20 protein-coding genes and 1 tRNA gene are annotated in these 18,869 nt (G+C 65.2%); 5 read left to right on the forward strand and 16 right to left on the reverse strand.

What is annotated here, in order from left to right; translation table 11 throughout:
* Positions 1-9: 9 nt before the first annotated feature.
* The 7 genes from AC1RRT_RS01200 to mnmA form a co-directional block, all read right to left on the reverse strand.
* Positions 10-1,326, reverse strand: coding sequence for a CmpA/NrtA family ABC transporter substrate-binding protein (locus tag AC1RRT_RS01200; RefSeq protein WP_493011822.1), 1,317 nt, complete (start codon positions 1,324-1,326; stop codon positions 10-12).
* Positions 1,327-1,336: 10 nt separating this feature from the next.
* Positions 1,337-2,200 (reverse strand): nitrate ABC transporter permease, encoded by an 864-nt coding sequence (ntrB, locus tag AC1RRT_RS01205; protein WP_493011823.1) that lies wholly within the window; start codon positions 2,198-2,200, stop codon positions 1,337-1,339.
* Between the two features lie 29 nt (positions 2,201-2,229).
* Entirely contained in the window at positions 2,230-3,528 is a 1,299-nt protein-coding gene (locus AC1RRT_RS01210) for a CmpA/NrtA family ABC transporter substrate-binding protein (RefSeq protein ID WP_493011824.1), read from the reverse strand.
* A 362-nt stretch (positions 3,529-3,890) separates the two neighbouring features.
* Complete coding sequence (locus tag AC1RRT_RS01215) at positions 3,891-4,478, reverse strand: ANTAR domain-containing response regulator (protein ID WP_493011825.1); 588 nt, start codon at positions 4,476-4,478, stop codon at positions 3,891-3,893.
* 101 nt (positions 4,479-4,579) lie between these two features.
* A complete protein-coding gene (locus AC1RRT_RS01220; protein ID WP_493011826.1) occupies positions 4,580-4,996 on the reverse strand; it encodes a DUF3830 family protein in 417 nt (138 codons plus the stop codon).
* A 30-nt stretch (positions 4,997-5,026) separates the two neighbouring features.
* A tRNA-Met gene (locus AC1RRT_RS01225) sits at positions 5,027-5,102 on the reverse strand.
* A gap of 83 nt (positions 5,103-5,185) precedes the next feature.
* The gene (mnmA, locus tag AC1RRT_RS01230) at positions 5,186-6,334 is read right to left on the reverse strand and encodes a tRNA 2-thiouridine(34) synthase MnmA (RefSeq protein ID WP_493015111.1); all 1,149 of its coding nucleotides are present in this window, start codon (positions 6,332-6,334) and stop codon (positions 5,186-5,188) included.
* Between the two features lie 373 nt (positions 6,335-6,707).
* Between mnmA and AC1RRT_RS01235 the strand changes: the two genes are divergently transcribed.
* Positions 6,708-7,136: a hypothetical protein gene (locus AC1RRT_RS01235; RefSeq protein WP_493011827.1), complete on the forward strand. Its 429-nt coding sequence runs from the start codon at positions 6,708-6,710 to the stop codon at positions 7,134-7,136.
* A gap of 204 nt (positions 7,137-7,340) precedes the next feature.
* Entirely contained in the window at positions 7,341-7,937 is a 597-nt protein-coding gene (locus AC1RRT_RS01240; RefSeq protein WP_493011828.1) for a PAS domain-containing protein, read from the forward strand.
* On the opposite strand, the gene arsB is transcribed toward AC1RRT_RS01240, so the two are convergent.
* From arsB to AC1RRT_RS01275, 7 genes are all read right to left on the reverse strand, one after another.
* Complete coding sequence (arsB, locus tag AC1RRT_RS01245) at positions 7,934-8,959, reverse strand: ACR3 family arsenite efflux transporter (RefSeq protein ID WP_493015112.1); 1,026 nt, start codon at positions 8,957-8,959, stop codon at positions 7,934-7,936. The genes AC1RRT_RS01240 and arsB overlap by 4 nt on opposite strands.
* Positions 8,960-8,991: 32 nt before the next feature.
* Positions 8,992-9,426, reverse strand: coding sequence for an arsenate reductase ArsC (locus AC1RRT_RS01250; RefSeq protein WP_493011829.1), 435 nt, complete (start codon positions 9,424-9,426; stop codon positions 8,992-8,994).
* A gap of 55 nt (positions 9,427-9,481) precedes the next feature.
* Positions 9,482-9,859 carry an ArsR/SmtB family transcription factor gene (locus AC1RRT_RS01255; RefSeq protein WP_493011830.1) on the reverse strand — a complete coding sequence of 126 codons (378 nt, stop codon included), beginning with the start codon at positions 9,857-9,859 and terminating at the stop codon, positions 9,482-9,484.
* A gap of 60 nt (positions 9,860-9,919) precedes the next feature.
* Positions 9,920-11,101: an MFS transporter gene (locus AC1RRT_RS01260; RefSeq protein WP_493011831.1), complete on the reverse strand. Its 1,182-nt coding sequence runs from the start codon at positions 11,099-11,101 to the stop codon at positions 9,920-9,922.
* Entirely contained in the window at positions 11,101-12,483 is a 1,383-nt protein-coding gene (locus AC1RRT_RS01265) for an NAD(P)-binding protein (RefSeq protein WP_493011832.1), read from the reverse strand. Before AC1RRT_RS01265 ends, AC1RRT_RS01260 begins: the two co-directional genes overlap by 1 nt.
* 59 nt (positions 12,484-12,542) lie before the next feature.
* On the reverse strand, positions 12,543-12,935 hold the full coding sequence (locus AC1RRT_RS01270) for an ArsR/SmtB family transcription factor (RefSeq protein WP_493011833.1): 393 nt from the start codon (positions 12,933-12,935) through the stop codon (positions 12,543-12,545).
* A 65-nt stretch (positions 12,936-13,000) separates the two neighbouring features.
* On the reverse strand, positions 13,001-14,956 hold the full coding sequence (locus AC1RRT_RS01275; protein WP_493011834.1) for a hybrid sensor histidine kinase/response regulator: 1,956 nt from the start codon (positions 14,954-14,956) through the stop codon (positions 13,001-13,003).
* Positions 14,957-15,433: 477 nt separating this feature from the next.
* Here AC1RRT_RS01275 and AC1RRT_RS01280 point away from each other — a divergent pair, with 477 nt between their 5' ends.
* Positions 15,434-16,660: an MFS transporter gene (locus AC1RRT_RS01280; RefSeq protein WP_493011835.1), complete on the forward strand. Its 1,227-nt coding sequence runs from the start codon at positions 15,434-15,436 to the stop codon at positions 16,658-16,660.
* Here the strand turns inward: AC1RRT_RS01280 and AC1RRT_RS01285 are convergent.
* Positions 16,629-16,991, reverse strand: coding sequence for a DUF1304 domain-containing protein (locus AC1RRT_RS01285; protein ID WP_493011836.1), 363 nt, complete (start codon positions 16,989-16,991; stop codon positions 16,629-16,631). The genes AC1RRT_RS01280 and AC1RRT_RS01285 overlap by 32 nt on opposite strands.
* Before the next feature lie 177 nt (positions 16,992-17,168).
* Here AC1RRT_RS01285 and AC1RRT_RS01290 point away from each other — a divergent pair, with 177 nt between their 5' ends.
* Both AC1RRT_RS01290 and AC1RRT_RS01295 read left to right on the forward strand, forming a co-directional pair.
* Entirely contained in the window at positions 17,169-17,495 is a 327-nt protein-coding gene (locus AC1RRT_RS01290; protein WP_493011837.1) for a hypothetical protein, read from the forward strand.
* A gap of 104 nt (positions 17,496-17,599) precedes the next feature.
* The gene (locus AC1RRT_RS01295; RefSeq protein WP_493011838.1) at positions 17,600-17,971 is read left to right on the forward strand and encodes a DUF3606 domain-containing protein; all 372 of its coding nucleotides are present in this window, start codon (positions 17,600-17,602) and stop codon (positions 17,969-17,971) included.
* Between the two features lie 27 nt (positions 17,972-17,998).
* Here the strand turns inward: AC1RRT_RS01295 and AC1RRT_RS01300 are convergent, their stop codons facing one another.
* Entirely contained in the window at positions 17,999-18,760 is a 762-nt protein-coding gene (locus tag AC1RRT_RS01300; RefSeq protein ID WP_493011839.1) for a sulfite exporter TauE/SafE family protein, read from the reverse strand.
* Between the last annotated feature and the right edge of the window lie 109 nt (positions 18,761-18,869).

Raw genomic sequence — 18,869 nt, forward strand, 5'->3', positions numbered from 1 at the left:
CCTGCTGGTCTATTGATTGGCGATGGCGCGACGCGGCGCCGGGCTGGCCTGCTGGCTCTCACGCACGCTGGCCTGCGTCACCGAGCGGGCTGAGGAAACGTAAGAGCCGTCGAAGAAGAGATCAGCGCCCATCTCGATCGGCGCGCTCGCCTGCGCCAGCATCCAGGGGCCGGCATGCAGGCCTTCAGGTTTGCGGTCGATCAGCGGGAATGGGCGATCGAGCGCCGCGGCGGCCTCGCGATAGAGATCGGTGCGATAGACCGCATCAGCGGTGGCGGCGATATCGGTGCCCGGATCGATCAGTTTCCAGCGCCGCATCTCGGTCAGGTACCACTCGGCCTGGCTGCGCCAGGGGAAATTCGCGCTGTAGCGCCCGAAGACGATGAAGTCGGGCATGTATTCGGGACTGACATCCAGGCCGTAGCGCACCACGCCCAGCATGGTGAGGCGGATGGCCTCGGCCGCTTCCGGCCCGATATACTCGGGGCGCGCCATGATCTCGACACCTTCCAGACGATTCTCCGGTCGGTCGAGCCATTCGGCGGCCTCGATCAGCGCCATCAGCATCTGCTTGTGGACTAGCGGATTGCGCTCCATCCAGTCGCGATTGCAGGCGATCACCTTCTCGATGCGATTGTTCCAGATCTCGTAGCCGGAGATCAGGATGCGGCCGACGCCGCGCAGCACGGCCAGCGTGTTCCAGGGATCGCCGACGCAGAAGCCGTCGATCTCGCCGGCGGCCAGGCGGTCGGTCATCTGCGGCGGCGGCACGACCACAAGCTGCACGTCACGATCCGGATCGATACCGGCCGAAGCAAGCCAGTAGCGCAGCTGGATCTGATGCGAGGAATAATTGAACACGGTGGCAAAGGTCAGTGGCGCGCGGCCGGCCTTGCGGTCGGCGGCGATCAGGCGGCGCAGCACGTTGCCGGCTTCATGCCGGTCATGGAGCAGCGCGGGTTCGGCCTCCAGCAGGCGGTTCCACAGGCCAGCCGAGATCGTCACGGCATTGCCGTTCAGGTTCAGCGCAAAGGACGTGATCTGCGGCTTTTTCCAGCCGCCGGCACCCAGCGTGGCGGCCAGCGGCATCGGCGCCAGCATATGAGCCGCGTCGAGCGCACCGAGCGCCACCTTGTCGCGCATGTTGGCCCAGGAGGGCTCACGCTGCAGGGTGACGTTCAGGCCATGCCGCTCAAAGAAACCTTTCTCGCGGGCAACGATCAACGGCGCACAATCGGTCAACGCGATGAAACCGATCCGCAAGGCGGTGCGGGCCGCCGGGCTGGCGGTCCGCACTACCTTGTTCTTCCCCGGGCTGCGCGCCATTCCCCAACTCCTACTGCGAGGAATAGCCGCCGATGCGGCTGCCGATGAAGCCAATCACACGGTCGAGCATGAAGCCGACCAGACCGACATAGACGAGCGCCAGGATGATCTCGCTGATCAGCGAGCTGTTCCAGGCATCCCAGATGAAGAAGCCGATCCCGACGCCGCCGATCAGCATTTCGGCGGCAACGATGGCAAGCCAGCTCAGGCCGATGCCGATCTTCAGGCCGGTGAACATGAACGGCACGGTTGCCGGCAGCATCACCTTGAAGAAGAACTCGAACCCGTTGAGCCGCAGCACCCGCGCCACGTTCCGGTAATCCTGCGGGATGTTGCGGATGCCGACCGCGGTGTTGAGGATGATCGGCCAGATCGCCGTGATGGTGATGACGAAGATGGCCGAGGGGTCGGCATGGCGGAAGGCGGCCAGCGAGAGCGGCAGCCAGGCCAGCGGCGGCACCGTGCGCAGCACCTGGAAGATCGGGTCGAGGCCGCGGAAGGCCAGCGTCGACTGTCCGATCAGCACGCCCAGCGCGATACCGGCCACCGCTGCGAGCGCGAAGCCGATGGCGACGCGCTTCAGGCTGGAGGCGATATGCCAGAACATGCCCTTGTTGAGGCCGCCCTTGTCGAAGAAGGGATCGACGATCAGCTCCCAGGTATCAGCCACCACCTTGGACGGCGGCGGCAGCGTAGCCTTCGGGCTGGCGCAGGCGATTTCCCAGATCGTCAGCGCAAGCGCCAGAAACAGCAGCGGCGGCAGCACGCGCGTGGCGAAGAGCTTGAGGCCGCTCAGCACGCGCGGACCCCAGGTGGCGAGAAAACTCTCGCCACCCAGGTCCGCCTTGGTCAGGACATCGGTTTTGACCGCCATGGACAGTTCCTTATCGTGAGCTGACATCGTCAGACCCGGGTGATGGCCAGGCTCTTCAGGTAGCCGGCGGGATCGGCCGGATCGAAGACCTTGCCATCGAAGAAGGTTTCCTTGCCGCGCGAGGTGGAAGCCGGAATGTCGGCCGCCGCAACACCGAGAGTCTTGGCGGCATCGCGCCACAGATCCTCGCGGTTGGTCTGGCTGATCAGCGCCTTGACGTCGGTATCGCCCGGCAGATAGCCCCAGCGGATGTTTTCCGTCAGGAACCACAGTTCATGGCTCTGGAAAGGATAGGAGGCGAAGTCACGCCAGAACTTCATGACCAGTGGACTTTCAGGGCCCACAGTGACCTTGCGACCGTTGCCGTAATCGATCTTGCCGGTCTGGCGGTCGAGGATGTCCTCCACCGGCACCTTGAACCAGTCGCGGCCGCCGACGATCTTGCACAGCTCGGCCTTGTTCTCGATCTTGTCGCACCACTGCTGGGCTTCCAGCACGGCCATCAGCATGGCCTTGGTCGCCTTCGGATTCTTCTCGGCCCAGTCGGCGCGGATCGAGAGCGACTTTTCCGGATGATCCTTCCACAGCTCGCCGGTGGTCAGCGCGGTATAGCCGATATCCTGGTTCACCAGCTGCGACGGCCAGGGTTCGCCGACGCAGAAGGCTTCCATCGTGTTCACCTTCATGTTCGCCACCATCTGCGGGGGCGGCACGGTGATGGTCGAGACATCCTTCTCCGGATCGATGCCATTGGCGGCGAGCCAGTAGCGGATCCACATGTCATGGGTGCCGCCGGGGAAGGTCATGGCGCATTTGATGTCCTTGCCCTCAGCCTTGGCCTTGCGGAAGGCCGCGCCGAGCGACTTGGCGTCGGTGGTCACCTTCAGGTCGGCATAGGCCTTCGACACCGAGATGGCCTGGCCATTGGTGTTGAGGCGCGCCAGCATGGCCATCGGGATCTTGGTCTTGGTGATCTTGCCGGCCGCGATCAGATACGGCATGGGCGTCAGGATATGCGCGCCCGTGATGCCGCCGCCCGCCTCGCCGAGCTCGATGTTGTCGCGCGTCGCACCCCAGGAGGCCTGCTTGTCGACCACCATGTCGGGCAGGCCATATTTGGCGAACAGGCCCTTTTCCTTGGCGATGATCAGCGGCGACGAGTCCGTCAGCGCGATGTAGCCGAGCTTGGTGCCCTTGACCTCGGGGCCCGCGGCCTGCGCGAAGGCGCCGCCGGGAAACTGGAGACGCGCGGCGGCCAGCAGCGCGGCGGTGCCGGTCGCACCCTTGATGAGCTGACGACGATTAAACCCTTTGGACTTGGTGACCATGGACCCCTCCGTTTTTGTTTCGCCGCGCCCTGTTGATCGCGGCGGCCATAAAAAAAGCGCCCAGCAATTGAGGCCTCGGAAACCGAAACCACATTGCCGGACGCCTTTGTCCGTTCACGACCAGAGCAGCGCTGCCTGGGGAGGCTTAAGCTGGGAGGTCGCTACACCCGGATGCGCCATTGCACCCGGTATCCGCGTTGATCAAAGCAGGAAACATGCCAGCGTTGCCGCAGGCGAAATTTCTCGATTTTCCAGGGTGATACAGGTGCCTCTCGAGTCGGAGGCCGGATGGTGCGCTGCACAAATTTCAGGCGGCCAAAACCGCATGCCGCATAAAAGGGCAGCAGCGCTGTCCTGTCCGTCTACTTGTTCTTGAGGATGTCGGCGAAGGCCAGAAGCGTCTCGGCCACGTCCACCAGGCGCTGCTGACGGTCCATCGCGAGCTTGCGAAGCGCGGCATAGGCCTCGTCTTCGGTGATCTTGCGCTCGCGCATCAAGAGGCCTTTCGCCCGCTCGATGGTCTTACGGTCATGTAGGGTGGCCTTGGTCTTTTTCAACTCGTCGCGCAGCGCCTGGAATTCACGAAACCGCGCGATGGCGACATCGACGATGGGCTTCACGCGGTTCACGTTGAGCCCGTCGATGATATAGGCCGAAACCCCGGCCTGCATGGCTTCGTTGATCATCGTCTCGTCCGACTGGTCGACGAACATGACGATCGGGCGCGGCTGATCGGCGTTGATCTGGCGCATGCTTTCAATGGTGTCGCGCGACGGGCTTTCCATGTCGACGATGATCACGTCGGGGCCGATTTCCTGCACGCGCTTGGCGCTGAGTTCGCGCGGCGCAAGCTGGGCGATCAGGTCGTAGCCCTGCCCCTGCAGCGCTTCGGCCAGCACCACGGACCGCTCCGGGTCCTCGTCGATCAGAAGAATGCGTACGCCAGCCAAACCATCACCTCTGCCGGTATACTAAGCAAAACGCATACCGGTTCGGCAGGTTGGATTATGACAACCTGGTCGCGCCATAACCCCTCGGTGGGACGTGGAATTCAGGCCAGCTCGAAGCGGATCGGCTGGGCGCCCTTCAGCAGGGTGGACCGGCCCATGGCGACCAGGTTCTCCAGCCCATCGGTGATGGTGATGAAGTGGTTGCCGGCGAGCTGCCCGACCTTGGAGGCGAAATGCACGGCGCCGTAGGCGACGAGGATCTCGGTTTCCGAGATGCCGCCGGGATACAGGATGACCTGGCCGGGCGCGGGATAGCTGGTGTGGTTTTCGTAGTCCAACCCGAAATCATAATCACCCAGCGGAATCCAGCAGCCCTCGCCGCTCCAGCGCACATGGATGATCTTTTCCACGTAGGGCAGCACGCTGCGGAACTTGGCCACCGTCTTGGGCGCCAGCGCGGTTTCGAAACGCGCGCCGAAGACGAAGTCGCCGGCGGTGATCTTGAGCTTGTCGGACATCTGGGATGGCCCCTCGATTAAGAGGGGAAATGGTGGCTGGAGGCGGATTTGAACCGCCGACCCAGGGCTTATGAGTCCCTTGCTCTACCAACTGAGCTATCCAGCCACACCATGTCCCCGTGGGTCACGGAGGCCGCATGGAATACGGGGGCGGCCTAAAGATGTCAAGCGCGCCGCAAGCCTATGATATCAGGCGGCTAATTCGCCCCCGGAGTCCCTGGCCTCAGAGCGTGCGATCCAGCCCCCGCCCAGCAGGCGGTCGCCGGCATAGACCACTCCGGCCTGGCCCGGCGCGACGCCAAACTCAGGCGCGCTGAGCTCCAGCCGCGCCAGCTTTCCATCCGGGCCCTCGCCCGCATCGAAAATCCGGGCGGCGACCGCCGGCTGCGCCGAGCGCAGCTTCACGGTGACATCCATGCCATCAGCCGGGATCGCCTCGCCCAGCCAGTTCAGCTCGCGCAGCATCACGGTGCTGCGCGCCAGCGCGGATTTCGGCCCGACGACGACGCGCCGCTTGGCCGCCTCGATGCGCACGACATACAGCGGCTCCGGTCCCGACACGCCAAGTCCCTTGCGCTGGCCGACGGTGAAGTGGATCACGCCATCATGCTGGCCCAGCACGCGGCCTTCGGTGTCGACGATCTCGCCGGCATCCATGGCTTCCGGCCGCAGCTTCGCCACCACCGAGGCATAGTCGCCATTGGGCACGAAGCAGATGTCCTGGCTGTCAGGCTTATCCGCCACGATCAGCCCGAACTCTTCGGCGAGCGCGCGCACGGCGGGCTTTTCCATGCCACCCAGCGGGAAGCGCAGGTAATCGAGCTGCTCTTGCGTCGTGGTGTAGAGGAAATAGCTCTGGTCGCGGCGCGGATCATGGCCCTTGTGCATCTGCGCGCGACCATCGGCAGGCGCAACGCGCTTCACATAATGGCCGGTGGCGAGGCAATCGGCGCCGAGATCGCGCGCGGTCTCCAGCAGGTCGCGGAACTTGACGCGCTGGTTGCAGCGGATGCAGGGGATCGGCGTCTCGCCCTGCACATAGCTTTCGGCGAATTCATCCATCACCGACTGGCGGAAGCGGCTTTCGTAATCCAGCACGTAATGCGGAATGCCTAAACGATCCGCGACCATGCGCGCATCATGGATATCCTGACCGGCGCAGCAGGCACCTTTTTTCGCTATGGCCGCGCCATGATCGTAAAGCTGCAGCGTGATGCCGATGACCTCGTAGCCCTCCCGCTTCAGCAGGCCGGCGACCACGGAGGAATCCACCCCGCCCGACATCGCCACCACGACGCGCGTCTCCGCAGCCGGCTTGGCGAAGCCCAGGCTGTTCAGAACCGGGCTGTTCAGGGGCAGAGTGTTAACGGGGTCCGTCATGCGGCGGGACTATAGCGCCCGCCGGCCGCCCGGCAAGCCGATTGCTGCGGGCCCGCTGCGGTCCATTCCGGTCCACCGGCGCCCACTGGCGCCCGTTGCGGTTCACTGCGGTCCATTGGAGCCCATTGCGGTTCATTCGGGTTCACTGGGGTTCATTCCGGTTCGTTTGGCTTCGTTCGTGTTCGTTTGCGTTCGTTTCGCTTCGTTTTGGTTCGTTTTGGTTCGTTTGGCGTCCCGGCGTCTGGTCGTCCGCCAACGGATCATTTCCGGCTTGAATTCAACCATTGAGAACATATAATGAACATAGTCCAGATTTCAAGGAGGGCCCGTCATGATCGCCGCCGCGACACTGCCCTGCCGCCATCTCAGTATATCCATCAGTCGCCCGGCCGCAGGCGTCTATGCCTTCCTGGCCGATCCGGTGAACTGGCCGACATGGGCCGCCGGTCTTGGCCGGCTGCACCAGCTCGATGACGGCCGCTGGGTGACCGAACAGCCTGAAGGCGTGATGACGGTGCAGTTCAGTCCGCGGAATCCCTTCGGCATCCTCGACCACACGGTCATCACGCCGGACGGCGCACAAATTTATGTGCCGCTGCGCGTGATCGAGAATGGCGACGGCGCGGAAGTGATCTTCACGCTGTTCCGTCTGCCCGGGATGGACGATGCGAAGTTCGCGGCGGATGCGGAATTGGTGAGGAAGGATTTGGAGAAGCTCCGAATTGTACTCGCAGACCCGCCGAGCAGAACCGCACGGTAAAGAATTGTAAGCGGACCTTAACAATACCCAGCCTATTACGCGGCATTCCGCAATATATGCGGCAGCATCACTTTACATGTTCTCTAGGTGGAAGACCTGGGTATCCGTAAAATTAGAGCAGGCTACTTTGCGTGACAATTATGGTCGGTGGCGGAAGGTTTCGCGCCTACCGATTCTTGTCATCACATTGCCAGCGTGACGCCCATGACGCAGTCTGCCGACATCATGATGCCGTACATCCCGGCACAGCAGAGAATGCCGGACTCCTTTGTCGACCGCCTGTCGAATGACGGCATGCGCCAACTGTTGCGATACTGGGTGGCCTGCCGCGGACGCATGCAGTTGCCGCGCCGTCCGCAGTTCGATCCCCTGCGCTTCCATCAGCTGCTGCCCTTCATGCAGCTTCACGAACGCAAGCCCGACGGCCGCTATCTGTGCAAGGTGTCGGGCACCGCCGTGGTCGAGGCTTATGGCTTCGAGAGCACCAACCGCTATGTCGACGAGGTGATCAATCCCGCGCATCTGAAAAGCCGCACCGCCCTGCTCGACCAGACGCTCGATAACGGCCGGCCGGTTTTCTATGCCGGCTCGCTGGTGCTGGACGGCCGCGAGTGGCAGGGCTTCGAGCGCCTGTCGCTGCCGGTGGCCGACAGCGAAGGCGTGCCGCGCTTCATCTTCAGCCTGCTGGACTTCACCCGCCGGCCGCCGCGCAACGAACCGATCCCCGACCTTGCCGATGCCGACCGCCATGGCATCGCCTTCAAGCTGGTGGCCGGCGACGACGAGCTCCGTCTCGACTAGACGCGCCGCTCATACCAGCCCTTGCTGGCCATCACTATTTTCACCACGCTCAGCATCACCGGCACCTCGATCAGCACGCCCACCACCGTGGCCAGCGCCGCGCCGGAATGCAGGCCGAACAGGCTGATCGCCGCCGCCACCGCCAGCTCGAAGAAATTGCTGGCGCCGATCAGCGCCGAGGGTCCGGCCACGCAATGGGCGACGCCGCACTGGCGGTTGAGCCAGTAGGCCAGGCCGGCATTGACATAGACCTGGATCAGGATCGGCACGCCCAGCAGCGCGATGACCAGCGGATTGGCGATGATCTGCTGGCCCTGGAAGGCGAAGAGCAGCACCAGCGTGGCGAGCAGCGCCAGCAGCGACACCGGACCGAGCGCCGCCTGCACGGCCTTCAGCGCCGCTTCGCCGCCACTACGCAGCACCCCGCGCCGCCAGAGCTGCGCGCCGATCACCGGCACCAGGATATACAGTCCCACCGACAGCAGCAGCGTATCCCAGGGCACCGTGATGGCCGACAGCCCGAGCAGCAGGCCGACCAGCGGCGCGAAGGCCACCACCATGATGGCGTCGTTGAGCGCCACCTGGCTCAGCGTGAAATGCGGCTCGCCATCGACCAGGTTGCTCCATACGAAGACCATCGCCGTGCAGGGCGCGGCCGCCAGCAGGATCAGCCCGGCCATGTAGGACTCGATCTGGTCGGCCGGCAGATACGGGCGGAACAGCCAGCCGATGAACAGCCAGCCCAGCAGCGCCATCGAAAATGGCTTCACCGCCCAGTTGATCACCAGCGTGACGCCGATGCCGCGCCAGTGCCGTGACACCTCGTGCAGCGCCGCGAAGTCGATCTTCAGCAGCATCGGCACGATCATCAGCCAGACCAGGCCCGCCACCGGCAGGTTGACCCGGGCCACCTCCAGCGCCGCGATGGCCTGGAACAGCGTCGGGAACCAGTGACCGGCGGCAATGCCGGCGATGATGCAGAGCGCGACCCAGAGGGTGAGCCAGCGTTCGAACAGGCCCATGACCGGCCGGGCCGGCGCGGCGATATCGGCCATCACGAGGCCTGCGGGATGTCGCGGCCGATCTCGCTGAGACGGCTGCGCAGGCTGAGATCGTCCAGCGAGCGCAGCGGCAGGCTGGCGAAGACACGGATGCGGTTGGTCAGCATGCGATAGGTATCGGCGAAGGCCAGGCGTTGCTCGATCTCATCCTCCACCACGGCGGCCGGATCGGGCAGGCCCCAATGGGCCGTCATCGGATGGCCAGGCCAGATCGGACAGACTTCATTGGCGGCGTTGTCACAGACGGTGAAGATGAAATCCATCCGTGGCGCGTCCGGCCCGGAGAATTCCTCCCAGGATTTAGAACGCAGGGTGCTGATGTCATGGCCGCTCTTGGCCAGGATATCCAGCGCCATCGGATGCACCTCGCCTTTAGGGAAGCTGCCGGCGCTATAGGCACGGAAGCGGCCGGCGCCAAGCTCGTTCATGATCGCTTCCGCCAGGATACTGCGCGCGGAATTTCCGGTGCAGAGAAACAGAACGTTAAACGGCCTTGCGGCGCTGGCGGAGTCCATCGGAGCGGGTCCCATCGTTTCGGATATTGGTGTTCGGTATGCAAAGGTCGGGCTGGCCGCCGCAGCAACGGTCGGACAGGAAGGCAATCAGGCCGTTCATATGCGCCACGTCGACGGCGTAGATCAGCGAACGGCTTTCGCGTCGTTGCGTGATCAGGCCGGCGCCGCGCAGCTGGGCCAGATGAAAGGACAGCGTGGGCGCCGCCACATCCAGCGCCTCGGCGATCGCGCCGGCGGCCAAACCCTTCGGCCCGGCCTCGACCAGCCGGCGATAGATCGCCAGCCGGGTCTGCTGCGCCAGCGCGCCGAATGCGGCGACAGCCGCCGTATCCTTCATGGCTTTCATATTTCCAGTATCATGGAAATAATGTCCACAGCGCCAGTGAAGGTTTGATGACAGCCCCGCTCAGCCGCGGTCGCGAGTCTCCGCCGACAGCATCAGCATGGCGACAAAGCCGGCGACGCAGAGTCCGCTCGAAAACAATAGCACGTGGCTGCCGAAGCGTTCGAGCAACAGCGCGAAGACGAAGGGCGCGCCGGCCTGGCCGAAACGCGCCGGCGCCACCAGCCAGCCCTGCCGCCGACCATAGCCGCCGGGGCCGAAGATCACCAATGGCAACGTCCCCTTGGCGATCGTCATCACGCCGTTGCCGGCGCCGTGCAACAATGTGAAGAGATAGGCCATCGGCGCGCCGAACAGCAGCAGCGCCGCCACACCGACCGGATGGGTGATCGACGCGAGTCGTGCCGACAGCATCGGATGGAACCGTTGCAGCACGCTGTATTCCAGCACGCGCGCCGCCACCTGCGCCGGACCGACCAGGGCGGCGGCGGCAATCGCCACCGTCTTGGTCGCGCCGGCGGCCTCCAGGATGCGCGGCAGATGCGCCGCCATCGCCGTGCTGGTGATCCAGGTGACGGCGAAGGCAAAAGCCAGCAGCAGCATCGGGCGGCTGAACATCGACTCTCCGGCTGCGGCAGGGTCCGTCGCAACAGGCGCGGTGACATGTGTGCCAAGATCGCGCGGCACCATCAGGCGATTGAGCGGCAGGCCGATGAGCAGATGGGCGACGGCCCAGACATGGCAGGTCGCGCGCCAGCCCCACTCCGCATCGATGAGCGCCGAGATCGGCCAGCAGACCGTGCTGGCAAAACCGGCCAGCAGGGTGATGCCGGTGATGGCGCTGCGCGCCTCGCGGCCATAGATGGCGGTGAGCGTGGCAAAGGCAGCTTCATACAGCCCGATCGCCATGCCGCAGCCGATCAGCAGCCAGGCGATGACAAAGACGGCGAGGTTGGGCGCAGCCCCGAGCAGGCCAAGGCCGGCGGCAAAAACCAGGCTCGACGCGGTCAGGATATTGCGGCCGCCGAAGCGGTCGATGCGATGCCCGACACCGGGGCCGACGAAGGCGGTCAGCAGCATCGCGCCGGAAAAGGCGCCATAGATCCAGCCGGTGGACACGCCGAAGGACTCCGCCATCGGCGCCGCCAGAATGGCCGGCAGGTAATAGGTCGAACCCCAGCCCAGCGTCTGCGCCGTGCCGAGCGCGAGAACGACGGCGACGCGATGACGCGACGACAAGGCCATCAACAGCAGTCCTTCGCCGCCGCCGTGCCGGCGAAATGCGGCTTCGGCGTGCAGCAGCTTGTCGCCGCGGCTGCAACCGGCCTGGTGCTGCAACTGCTGCCGGAGTCTGTGGCGTCCCTCAGGGTGGTGCTGCACACGCCGGTTTCAGGCAGATCGAGCTGCACCAGATCGGCCTGCGCCAGATCGCCCGCCAGCGCAGCGGCGATCGAACGCACCTGTTCATAGCCCGTGGCCAGCAGAAAGGTCGGCGCGCGGCCATAGCTCTTGATGCCGGCGATGTAGAATCCGGTTTCGGGATGGCTGAGTTCGCGATGCCCGTGCGGCCGCACCGTGCCGCAGGAATGCTCGTTCGGATCGATCATCGGCGCCAGGATGCGCGGGCTTTCAGTCGCCGGATCGAGATCGAGGCGCAGCTCGCCCAGCAGGCGCAGCTCCGGGCGCTGGCCGGCGGCGATGACGATGCGGTCGACCTCGACGTCGCTGACGCCGTTCGGATAGCTGAGCGATACGCGCAGGCCATCGTCGATCCCCGCAATCGTACTCTGCAGACGCAGGTCGATGGCGCCGCTGCCGACCATGGCTTCCAGATCACGACCAAGCTTGCCGCGCGCCGCCAGCTTGTCATTCGCGCCGCCGCCGAACAGCCGCGCCAGGCTGGCGCCGCGCACCGCCCAGACGATGCGTGTCTGTGGCGCGTCCTGCTGCAGGCGCACGAGATCAAGCAGGATATTCGCCGCCGAATGACCGGCGCCTGCCACCAGCACGCGGCGGTTGGCATAGGTATCGCGGTCGCGGCCCAGCACATCGGGCAGGCCATAGACGATCTGCGCCGCATGCTCGGCCTCGCCCGGCACCGGCAGGCCGTTGCTGCCGGCGGGATTGGGCTGGCTCCAGGTGCCCGAGCAGTCGATCACGGCGCGCGCCAGATCGCGACGCACCCCGCCATCGCGCTTCTGCACCACCAGTTCAAACGGCGCGGCGGCGCGACCCGCCGTCTTCATCTTGTCGAAGCCGCGACGGCTGACCGCCGTGATGCGCGCACCGGTTTCCAGCACGGCGGCGATCTGCGCGGTCTGCGCCAGCGGCTGCAGATACTGCGCATAAAGCGCCGCGCCGGTTGGATGCACGGCCGGCGACGGCGCCTGCCAGCCGGTCGGCTGCAGCAGCGCGCGGGCCGCCGTGTCGATATTGTAGGACCAGGGCGAGAAGAGCCGCACATGGCCCCAGTCGCGCACATGCGCGGCGATGTCATCGGCCGCTTCATAGAGCTTCACCGGCAGGCCGCGCGCCAGCAGTTGCGCGGCGGCGGCGAGACCGACCGGGCCGGCGCCAATCACGGCGACCGGCAGATCGGCGGGCTGGATGGGGGCAATGGCGTTCATGGCGTTTTCCTTCGTCATTCGTCGAAAAGCGAATATGTAGGTCAAAAAAAACGCGGCGGTCAGATGTCGCCGAGCAGATGCTGCAGGCGGCGCAGCTTGGCGAGGTCGACGCAGTAGCAGGGGCGCGCGTCGCCGGTGCCGCAGCCGCCCTCGCCGATATTGCCCTTCACCAGGCCGGCATCCTTCAGGATCGAGAGATGCTGCGAGGCGGTGGAGGGCGCGACGGGCAGCAGGTCGGCGAGCTTGCCGAAATAGCAGGTGCCGATGCGCAGCAGGTTGCGGATGATCAGCACGCGCACCGGATGCGCCAGCGCCTTGGCCAGGTCGGCCAGCTCCTCATCCTCAGGCCGCGCCTCTTCCACCAGGCTGGCCGGAATCGCGGCGGCACTCAGTCCCGGCGGCGTCTTGCGGGATTTGCCTTTACCGGTCGTCGATTTCACGGCTGCGGCCACGGTGTTTCCATTCGTTATTCGACGAATAACATAGGCCGCGCCGGGCGGCGCGTCAAGCGGAAGCCTTACGCGGCCGGGAACAGCCGGCCGATGACCTGCTGCAGTTCGCCCTGGTCATAGGGCTTGGACAGGCGCGGCAGACTGGTCTTCACGCCCTGCGGCAGTTCGGCATAGCCTGAGGCCAGCACGATGGGCAGGTCCGGCCGCGCCGCGCTGATCGCCTCGGCCAGTTGCGTGCCGGTCATCTGCGGCATGGCATGATCGGTGATCACCAGATCGATCGGCGCATCGCTGTGCACGATCTCCATCGCCTGCCGGCCCGAATGCGCCTTCAGCACGCTGTGGCCCAACTCTTCCAGCATCGCGGCGGTGTTCATCAGCACCAGGCCGTCGTCATCCACCGCCAGCACGGCGAGCCGGCGCGTCTCCATCATCGGCTCGTCATTCGCCACGGCCTGCGCCTGCGCCGCGACAGCCTCGTCGGCGGCCGGCAGCCACAGCTCCGCCGTGGTGCCGACACCGGCGCGGCTTTTCAGCAGCAGGCGGCCACCCGACTGTTCGGCCAGGCCCAGCACCATCGGCAGGCCAAGGCCGGTGCCCTTGCCCACGCCCTTGGTGGTGAAGAAGGGTTCGGTGGCGCGCGCCAGCGTTGCCTCGTCCATGCCCTCGCCTTCGTCAGTGACGGTCAGGCAGACATAGCGGCCAGGCTTCAGGTTGCGCTCCACCCCAAGCGCGTCGGTGGCGCCGATGGTTTCGTTGCGCGCCGAGATCAGGATGCCACCGCCCTCGGGCATGGCGTCGCGCGCATTGACGGCGAGATTCAGCAAGGCCGATTCAAGCTGGTTGGCATCGACACGTGCCGGCAGCAGGCCGAGCGGGAAGCGGCTTTCCACCGTGACCGATGGACCGAGCGAGCGCTGCAGCAGGCCCGACATGCCATGCACTAGCGCCGGAATCTTCACCGCCTCGGGCTTCAGGTCCTGCCGGCGCGCAAAGGACAGCAGCCGCTTGGTCAGCGCCGCGCCGCGCTGGGCACCGAGCACCGCATTCTCGATGAAGGGCGTGACGCGCGGATCGGGCGCCATGCGCTTGCGTACCAGATCGAGGCTGCCCAGCACCGCCATCAGCAGGTTGTTGAAGTCATGCGCGATGCCGCCGGTGAGCTGGCCCAGCGCTTCCATCTTCTGCGCCTGGAACAGCGCCTCGCGCGCCACCTCCAGCGCACGCTGCGCCTCCTTGCGCTCGGTGATATCGCGCGTCACCTTGGCAAAGCCGATGATCTCGCCCGCATCGTTGCGGACCGGGTCGATCACCACATGGGCCCAGAAGCGCGTGCCGTCCTTGCGCTGGCGCCAGCCTTCCTTTTCGAACCGTCCGGCGCTCGCCGCGGTCTGCAGCGCTTTTTCCGGCTCGTTGTTGGCGCGATCCTCCGCCGTGTAGAAGGTGGAGAAATGCTTGCCGATGATCTCCTCGGGCGTATAGCCCTTGATGCGCTGGGCACCGACATTCCAGTTGCTGACACGGCCGGTGGCGTCGATCATGTAGATGGCGTAGTCGGTGACACTCTGCACCAGCATGCGGAAGCGCTCCTCGCTTTCGCGCAGCGCGTCCAGGTGCTTCTTGCGCTCAGTCAGGTCGCGCGTCACCTTGGCGTAGCCGACCAGCTCGCCCGCATCGTTGCGGATCGCGTCGATCACCACATGCGCCCAGAAGCGCGTGCCATCCTTGCGCTGGCGCCAGCCCTCGCCTTCGAAGCTGCCGGTATCGCGCGCTGTCTGCAGCGCGCGTGCGGGGAAACCGGTAGCGCAGTCTTCCTCGGTATAGAAGATGGAGAAATGCCGGCCGATGATCTCGCCAGCCGCATAGCCCTTGAAGCGCTCGGCGCCACGGTTCCAGCTTTGCACGATGCCGTCCGGGCTGAGCATGTAGATGGCGTAATCGAGAACGGCATCGACCAGCAAACGATAGCGGCCCTCGTCGGTCAACGAGGCACTGAATCGATCCGCGACCGCAATCGGCACCGCATCTCCCCTCCGTTCGCCGGCCACGTCTACATTCCCCGCCCCGCGCCGGCTCATGGCCGACGCATACGCATCTTGTTTCTTATAGTGGGGGTTATCCGCCGTTTTTACTATCATTTGTCGACTAGCCCCGTCCTCAGACCGCCGGATCCAGCCAAGGCAGGAGACGACGGTCAACAACAGGGCTGCGTAAGCGAAGTTCCCGGCACTGCCATAAATCAGCCAGTACATTCGCCTGCATGGGTGAACAGACCTGCCTTCCGACAATAGGCGTGGTGGCTTTCCGCGCTGTGGTTGGGCGGCGGACCAACGGCTGAGCGCCACGGTATGCACGCCATGGCGAGAGGTCGCCGCCAAGGCTTCCCGGCCCGGTTGCAGCCATGCGGCGGCCAGCGTACAAGGATTCACCCTTCTATTTGACCGCCCCGCTCTATTCCCCGCCCGATGCTTCTGTTCCGCCCCCTGCGCGATCGCAACATGACCCTGCTGTGGCTTGGCGCCAGCATTGCCGGGCTGGGTTTGCAGATCTACGACGCCACCATCACCTGGTACATGGTCGAGGCCTTCGGGACGCAGGCCTCCATCCTCGTCACCATCACCGCCTTCATCTCGCTGATCTTCGCACTGTTCGGTGGGGCGCTGGTCGACCGCTTCGACGAATTCACCGGCATGGCCTGGATCGACCTGCTGCGCGGCCTGCTGGTGCTGCTGCCGGTCGGCTGGCTGGCGCTGTCGCCCGGCGATGTCTGGATCCTCGTGCCCGCCGTGCTGCTGATGGCGCTGCTGCGGCCGCTGCCGCTGCCGCTGGCCTATGGCGCGCTGCCGCGCCTGAGCGCCGAGACCGGGCTGCTGCATGCGATGAACGCGCTGGTCGACGGCTCGCAGCGGCTGGCGCGCATCCTTGGGCCGATGCTGATCGGCGTGCTGGAAGTCGCCGTGCAGCAGGTGTGGATTCTCGGTCTCGCCGCCGTCTGCTTCCTGCTCTCCTCGGGCTGTGCGACGCTGATCCGGCGGCGCATGCGCGGTGCGATGGCGGCGGCACAGATCGAGATGCCGGCGCCGCCGTTTGCGCAGGCGCGGCCGATCGACGATGTGCTGGAGGCGTTTCGCGCCGCAAGGGCGCGAGCCGACGTCTTCTACGCCATCGTCACCAACATGATCAGCAACGGCGGCTGGCAGCTCGGCCTGATCCTCGGCACGGCGCTGCTGCTGCATGGCGAACTGATGGCCGATATCGGCAGCTATGCCTATGTGCTGGCCGCCTATGGCTGCGGCAATGTGCTGTCCAGCCTGATCAGCGGCAACCTCACGATCCGCAACCGGCCGCGCTGGACGCTGACCGGACATAGCATCGCGGGCTGCGGCTATATGCTGATGGCCTGGGCGCCCAGCCTGGAGATGATCATGCTGGCCGCGGCCATCACCGCGTCAGGGCCGCCGATCGCCGACCTGTCCTTTCTCAGCATGATCCAGAAGGATGCGGGCAGCGGGCATGGCGGCCCCAAGATGGTGGCGCGGCTCTATCGCCTCAAGCTGGTCGGCTCGTGGATCGGCGGCCTCGGCTCGGTGGCGGCCGGCAGCCTGCTGTTCCAGCTGTTCGGCATCCGCCCGGTGATCTTCGTCTGCGGCTTCGTGCTCGCGGCGTCCGCGGTGATCGGCTACCGCTGGCTGCTCAGAGCCAGGCCAGCAGCGCCAGCGCGATGAACGCTGGCACGGCCTGCACATAGAGGATGCGGCGGCTGACGGTCCAGGCGCCGTAGACGCCGGCCACGATCACGCAGAGCAGGAAGAATATCTTCACCTGCAGCGCCATGGCCGGGTCGGGATGCACCAGGCCCCAGACCAGGCCGGCGACGAGGAAGCCGTTATACAGGCCCTGATTGGCCGCCAGCACCTTGGTGATCTCGGCCTTCTCGGGCGTGTTGCGGAAGACGCGCAGGCCCATCGGCTTGGTCCACAGCACCATTTCCAGCACCAGGAAATACAGGTGCAGCAGCGCCACAATGGCAACCAGGATATTCGCAGCGAGACTCATGGCATTCCCCCAGGTGATTCTGCGGCGCAGTCTAGCAGTCCGGTTATCTGCTGAATACGGCACTTAACAGCGCCGCTTGCGCATATAGCGGCGAATTGCAGCGACTTATGCGTGAAACCATGCTCTATTGCGCCGACAAATCGAGCCCTCCCCGCTCCTTTTGCGAGGATGCGTCCGATGACTGATCTGATACCCCTGCCAACCGACGACGCCTTCGCCACGCTCGACAAGGGCGCGCAGAAACGCGCGCTTGTCAGCCTGCTCGACAACTTCCTCGATCATGCCGCCGCCGCCAACCGCACGCCCGACGACTGGGAACGCGCCGCGTTCCGTTATGCCGTCACCTGCCTGCGCCATGGCCTGATCTCGGCCGCCATGCCGGAGCTGAAACGGCTGGTGACGCCAGCGCTGCAGCGCCCCAACGGCACCGTGCCGAAGGAGAAATATCCGCAGACTGTCGCGGCCCTGCGCGCCGAGCTGCTGGACCTGCTCGACGAAAAGTAGCGGCGCGACTCGCTCCACGATTTCGCCATGATTGAGACGGCTTACGGCGGGAACCGCATGAGCGGCGCGCCGTTATTGCTCTGTTCCCAGAACAGGAGGCCGCCATGGCCAGCAGTCGTCATCCATCCGAAATGAACAAGCCGTCCAAAGAGCAGATGCAGGAAGCCAAGCGCGAGGGTCGCGACGAAGACGCCGAACTCGACGCGGCGCTGCGCGACAGCTTCCCAGCCAGCGATCCGGTATCCATCAGCCAGCCGACCGCATCGAGCGGTTCGCTTGCCGGTCATCGCGACGACAATGCCGCCGGCGACAAAACCCGTCGCAAGCTGCATGACCGTGTCAATGTCGCCGACAAGGACGAACTGGAATACTGGACCGATCGCCTCGGCGTTTCGGAATCCAAGTTGAAGGAAGCCGTCAAATCCGTCGGTTTCTTCCCGCAGGAAGTCGCCCACTATCTGGGCAAGACTCTCTGACGCAGCACAGCATTGTCGTCGGGCGGATCACAGGATGAACCGCCCGACGATATAAAGCCCGAGCAACAGCAGGGCGAGGAAGAACAGGCGACGGAAGGCTGCTTCCGACAGCCGGTCGCGCAGCTTCTGCCCGGCCACCATGCCGAGCACCGCCGGCACCACGCCCGCCGCCGAAACCCACAGCAGATTGCCGCCGATCATGTCGCGGCCGCCCAACGCCCCGGATAGCGCTATGGCCAACGCCAGGGTGGAGGCCATGAACAGCAGTCCCATCGCCTGCACCAGCTGGTCGCGCGCCAGTCCCAGTGATTGCAGATACAGCACGCCCGGCACCACGAAGGAGCCGGTCAGTCCGGTCAGCACGCCGTTGACGATGCCGACCAGCGGTCCGGCCCAGACTTCATGCCGGGCCGGAATCGCCACCGGCGGCCGCAGCAGGCCGATCAGCGCATAAATGATCAGCAGCAACCCAAGCAACGCCGACAGATGTTTCGTATCGACGTGGTCGAGCGCCGCGGCGCCGAACCAGATGGCGACAGAGGCCGCAAGCAGGAAGGGCCAAAGCCGACGCATCAGCAGGCGGAAGTGGCCGCCGGTGCAGGCCTGCCAGATATTGGTGGCGAAGTTGGGCACCAGCAGCACGATCATCGCCATGCGCAGGTCCATGGTGGCGGCCAGCAGGCCGAGCGAGATGCTGGGCAGGCCCAAGCCGATCACCCCCTTCACCGCGCCGGCCAGCAGAAACACGGCGGCGATCCAGATCAGGGCAGACCATTCAAAACCAAGCACGGGCGCGATCCTCAGGAAGGGGTGGATGCCGTTTTATGGCAGATTGCACGGGTGCAATGTTTCGGTCGCGGCCGAAGTGTTTTTGGCTACAGTTCCGCCGCGTTCCACC

Source organism: Ferrovibrio sp. GW821-FHT12B10, assembly GCF_058807515.1.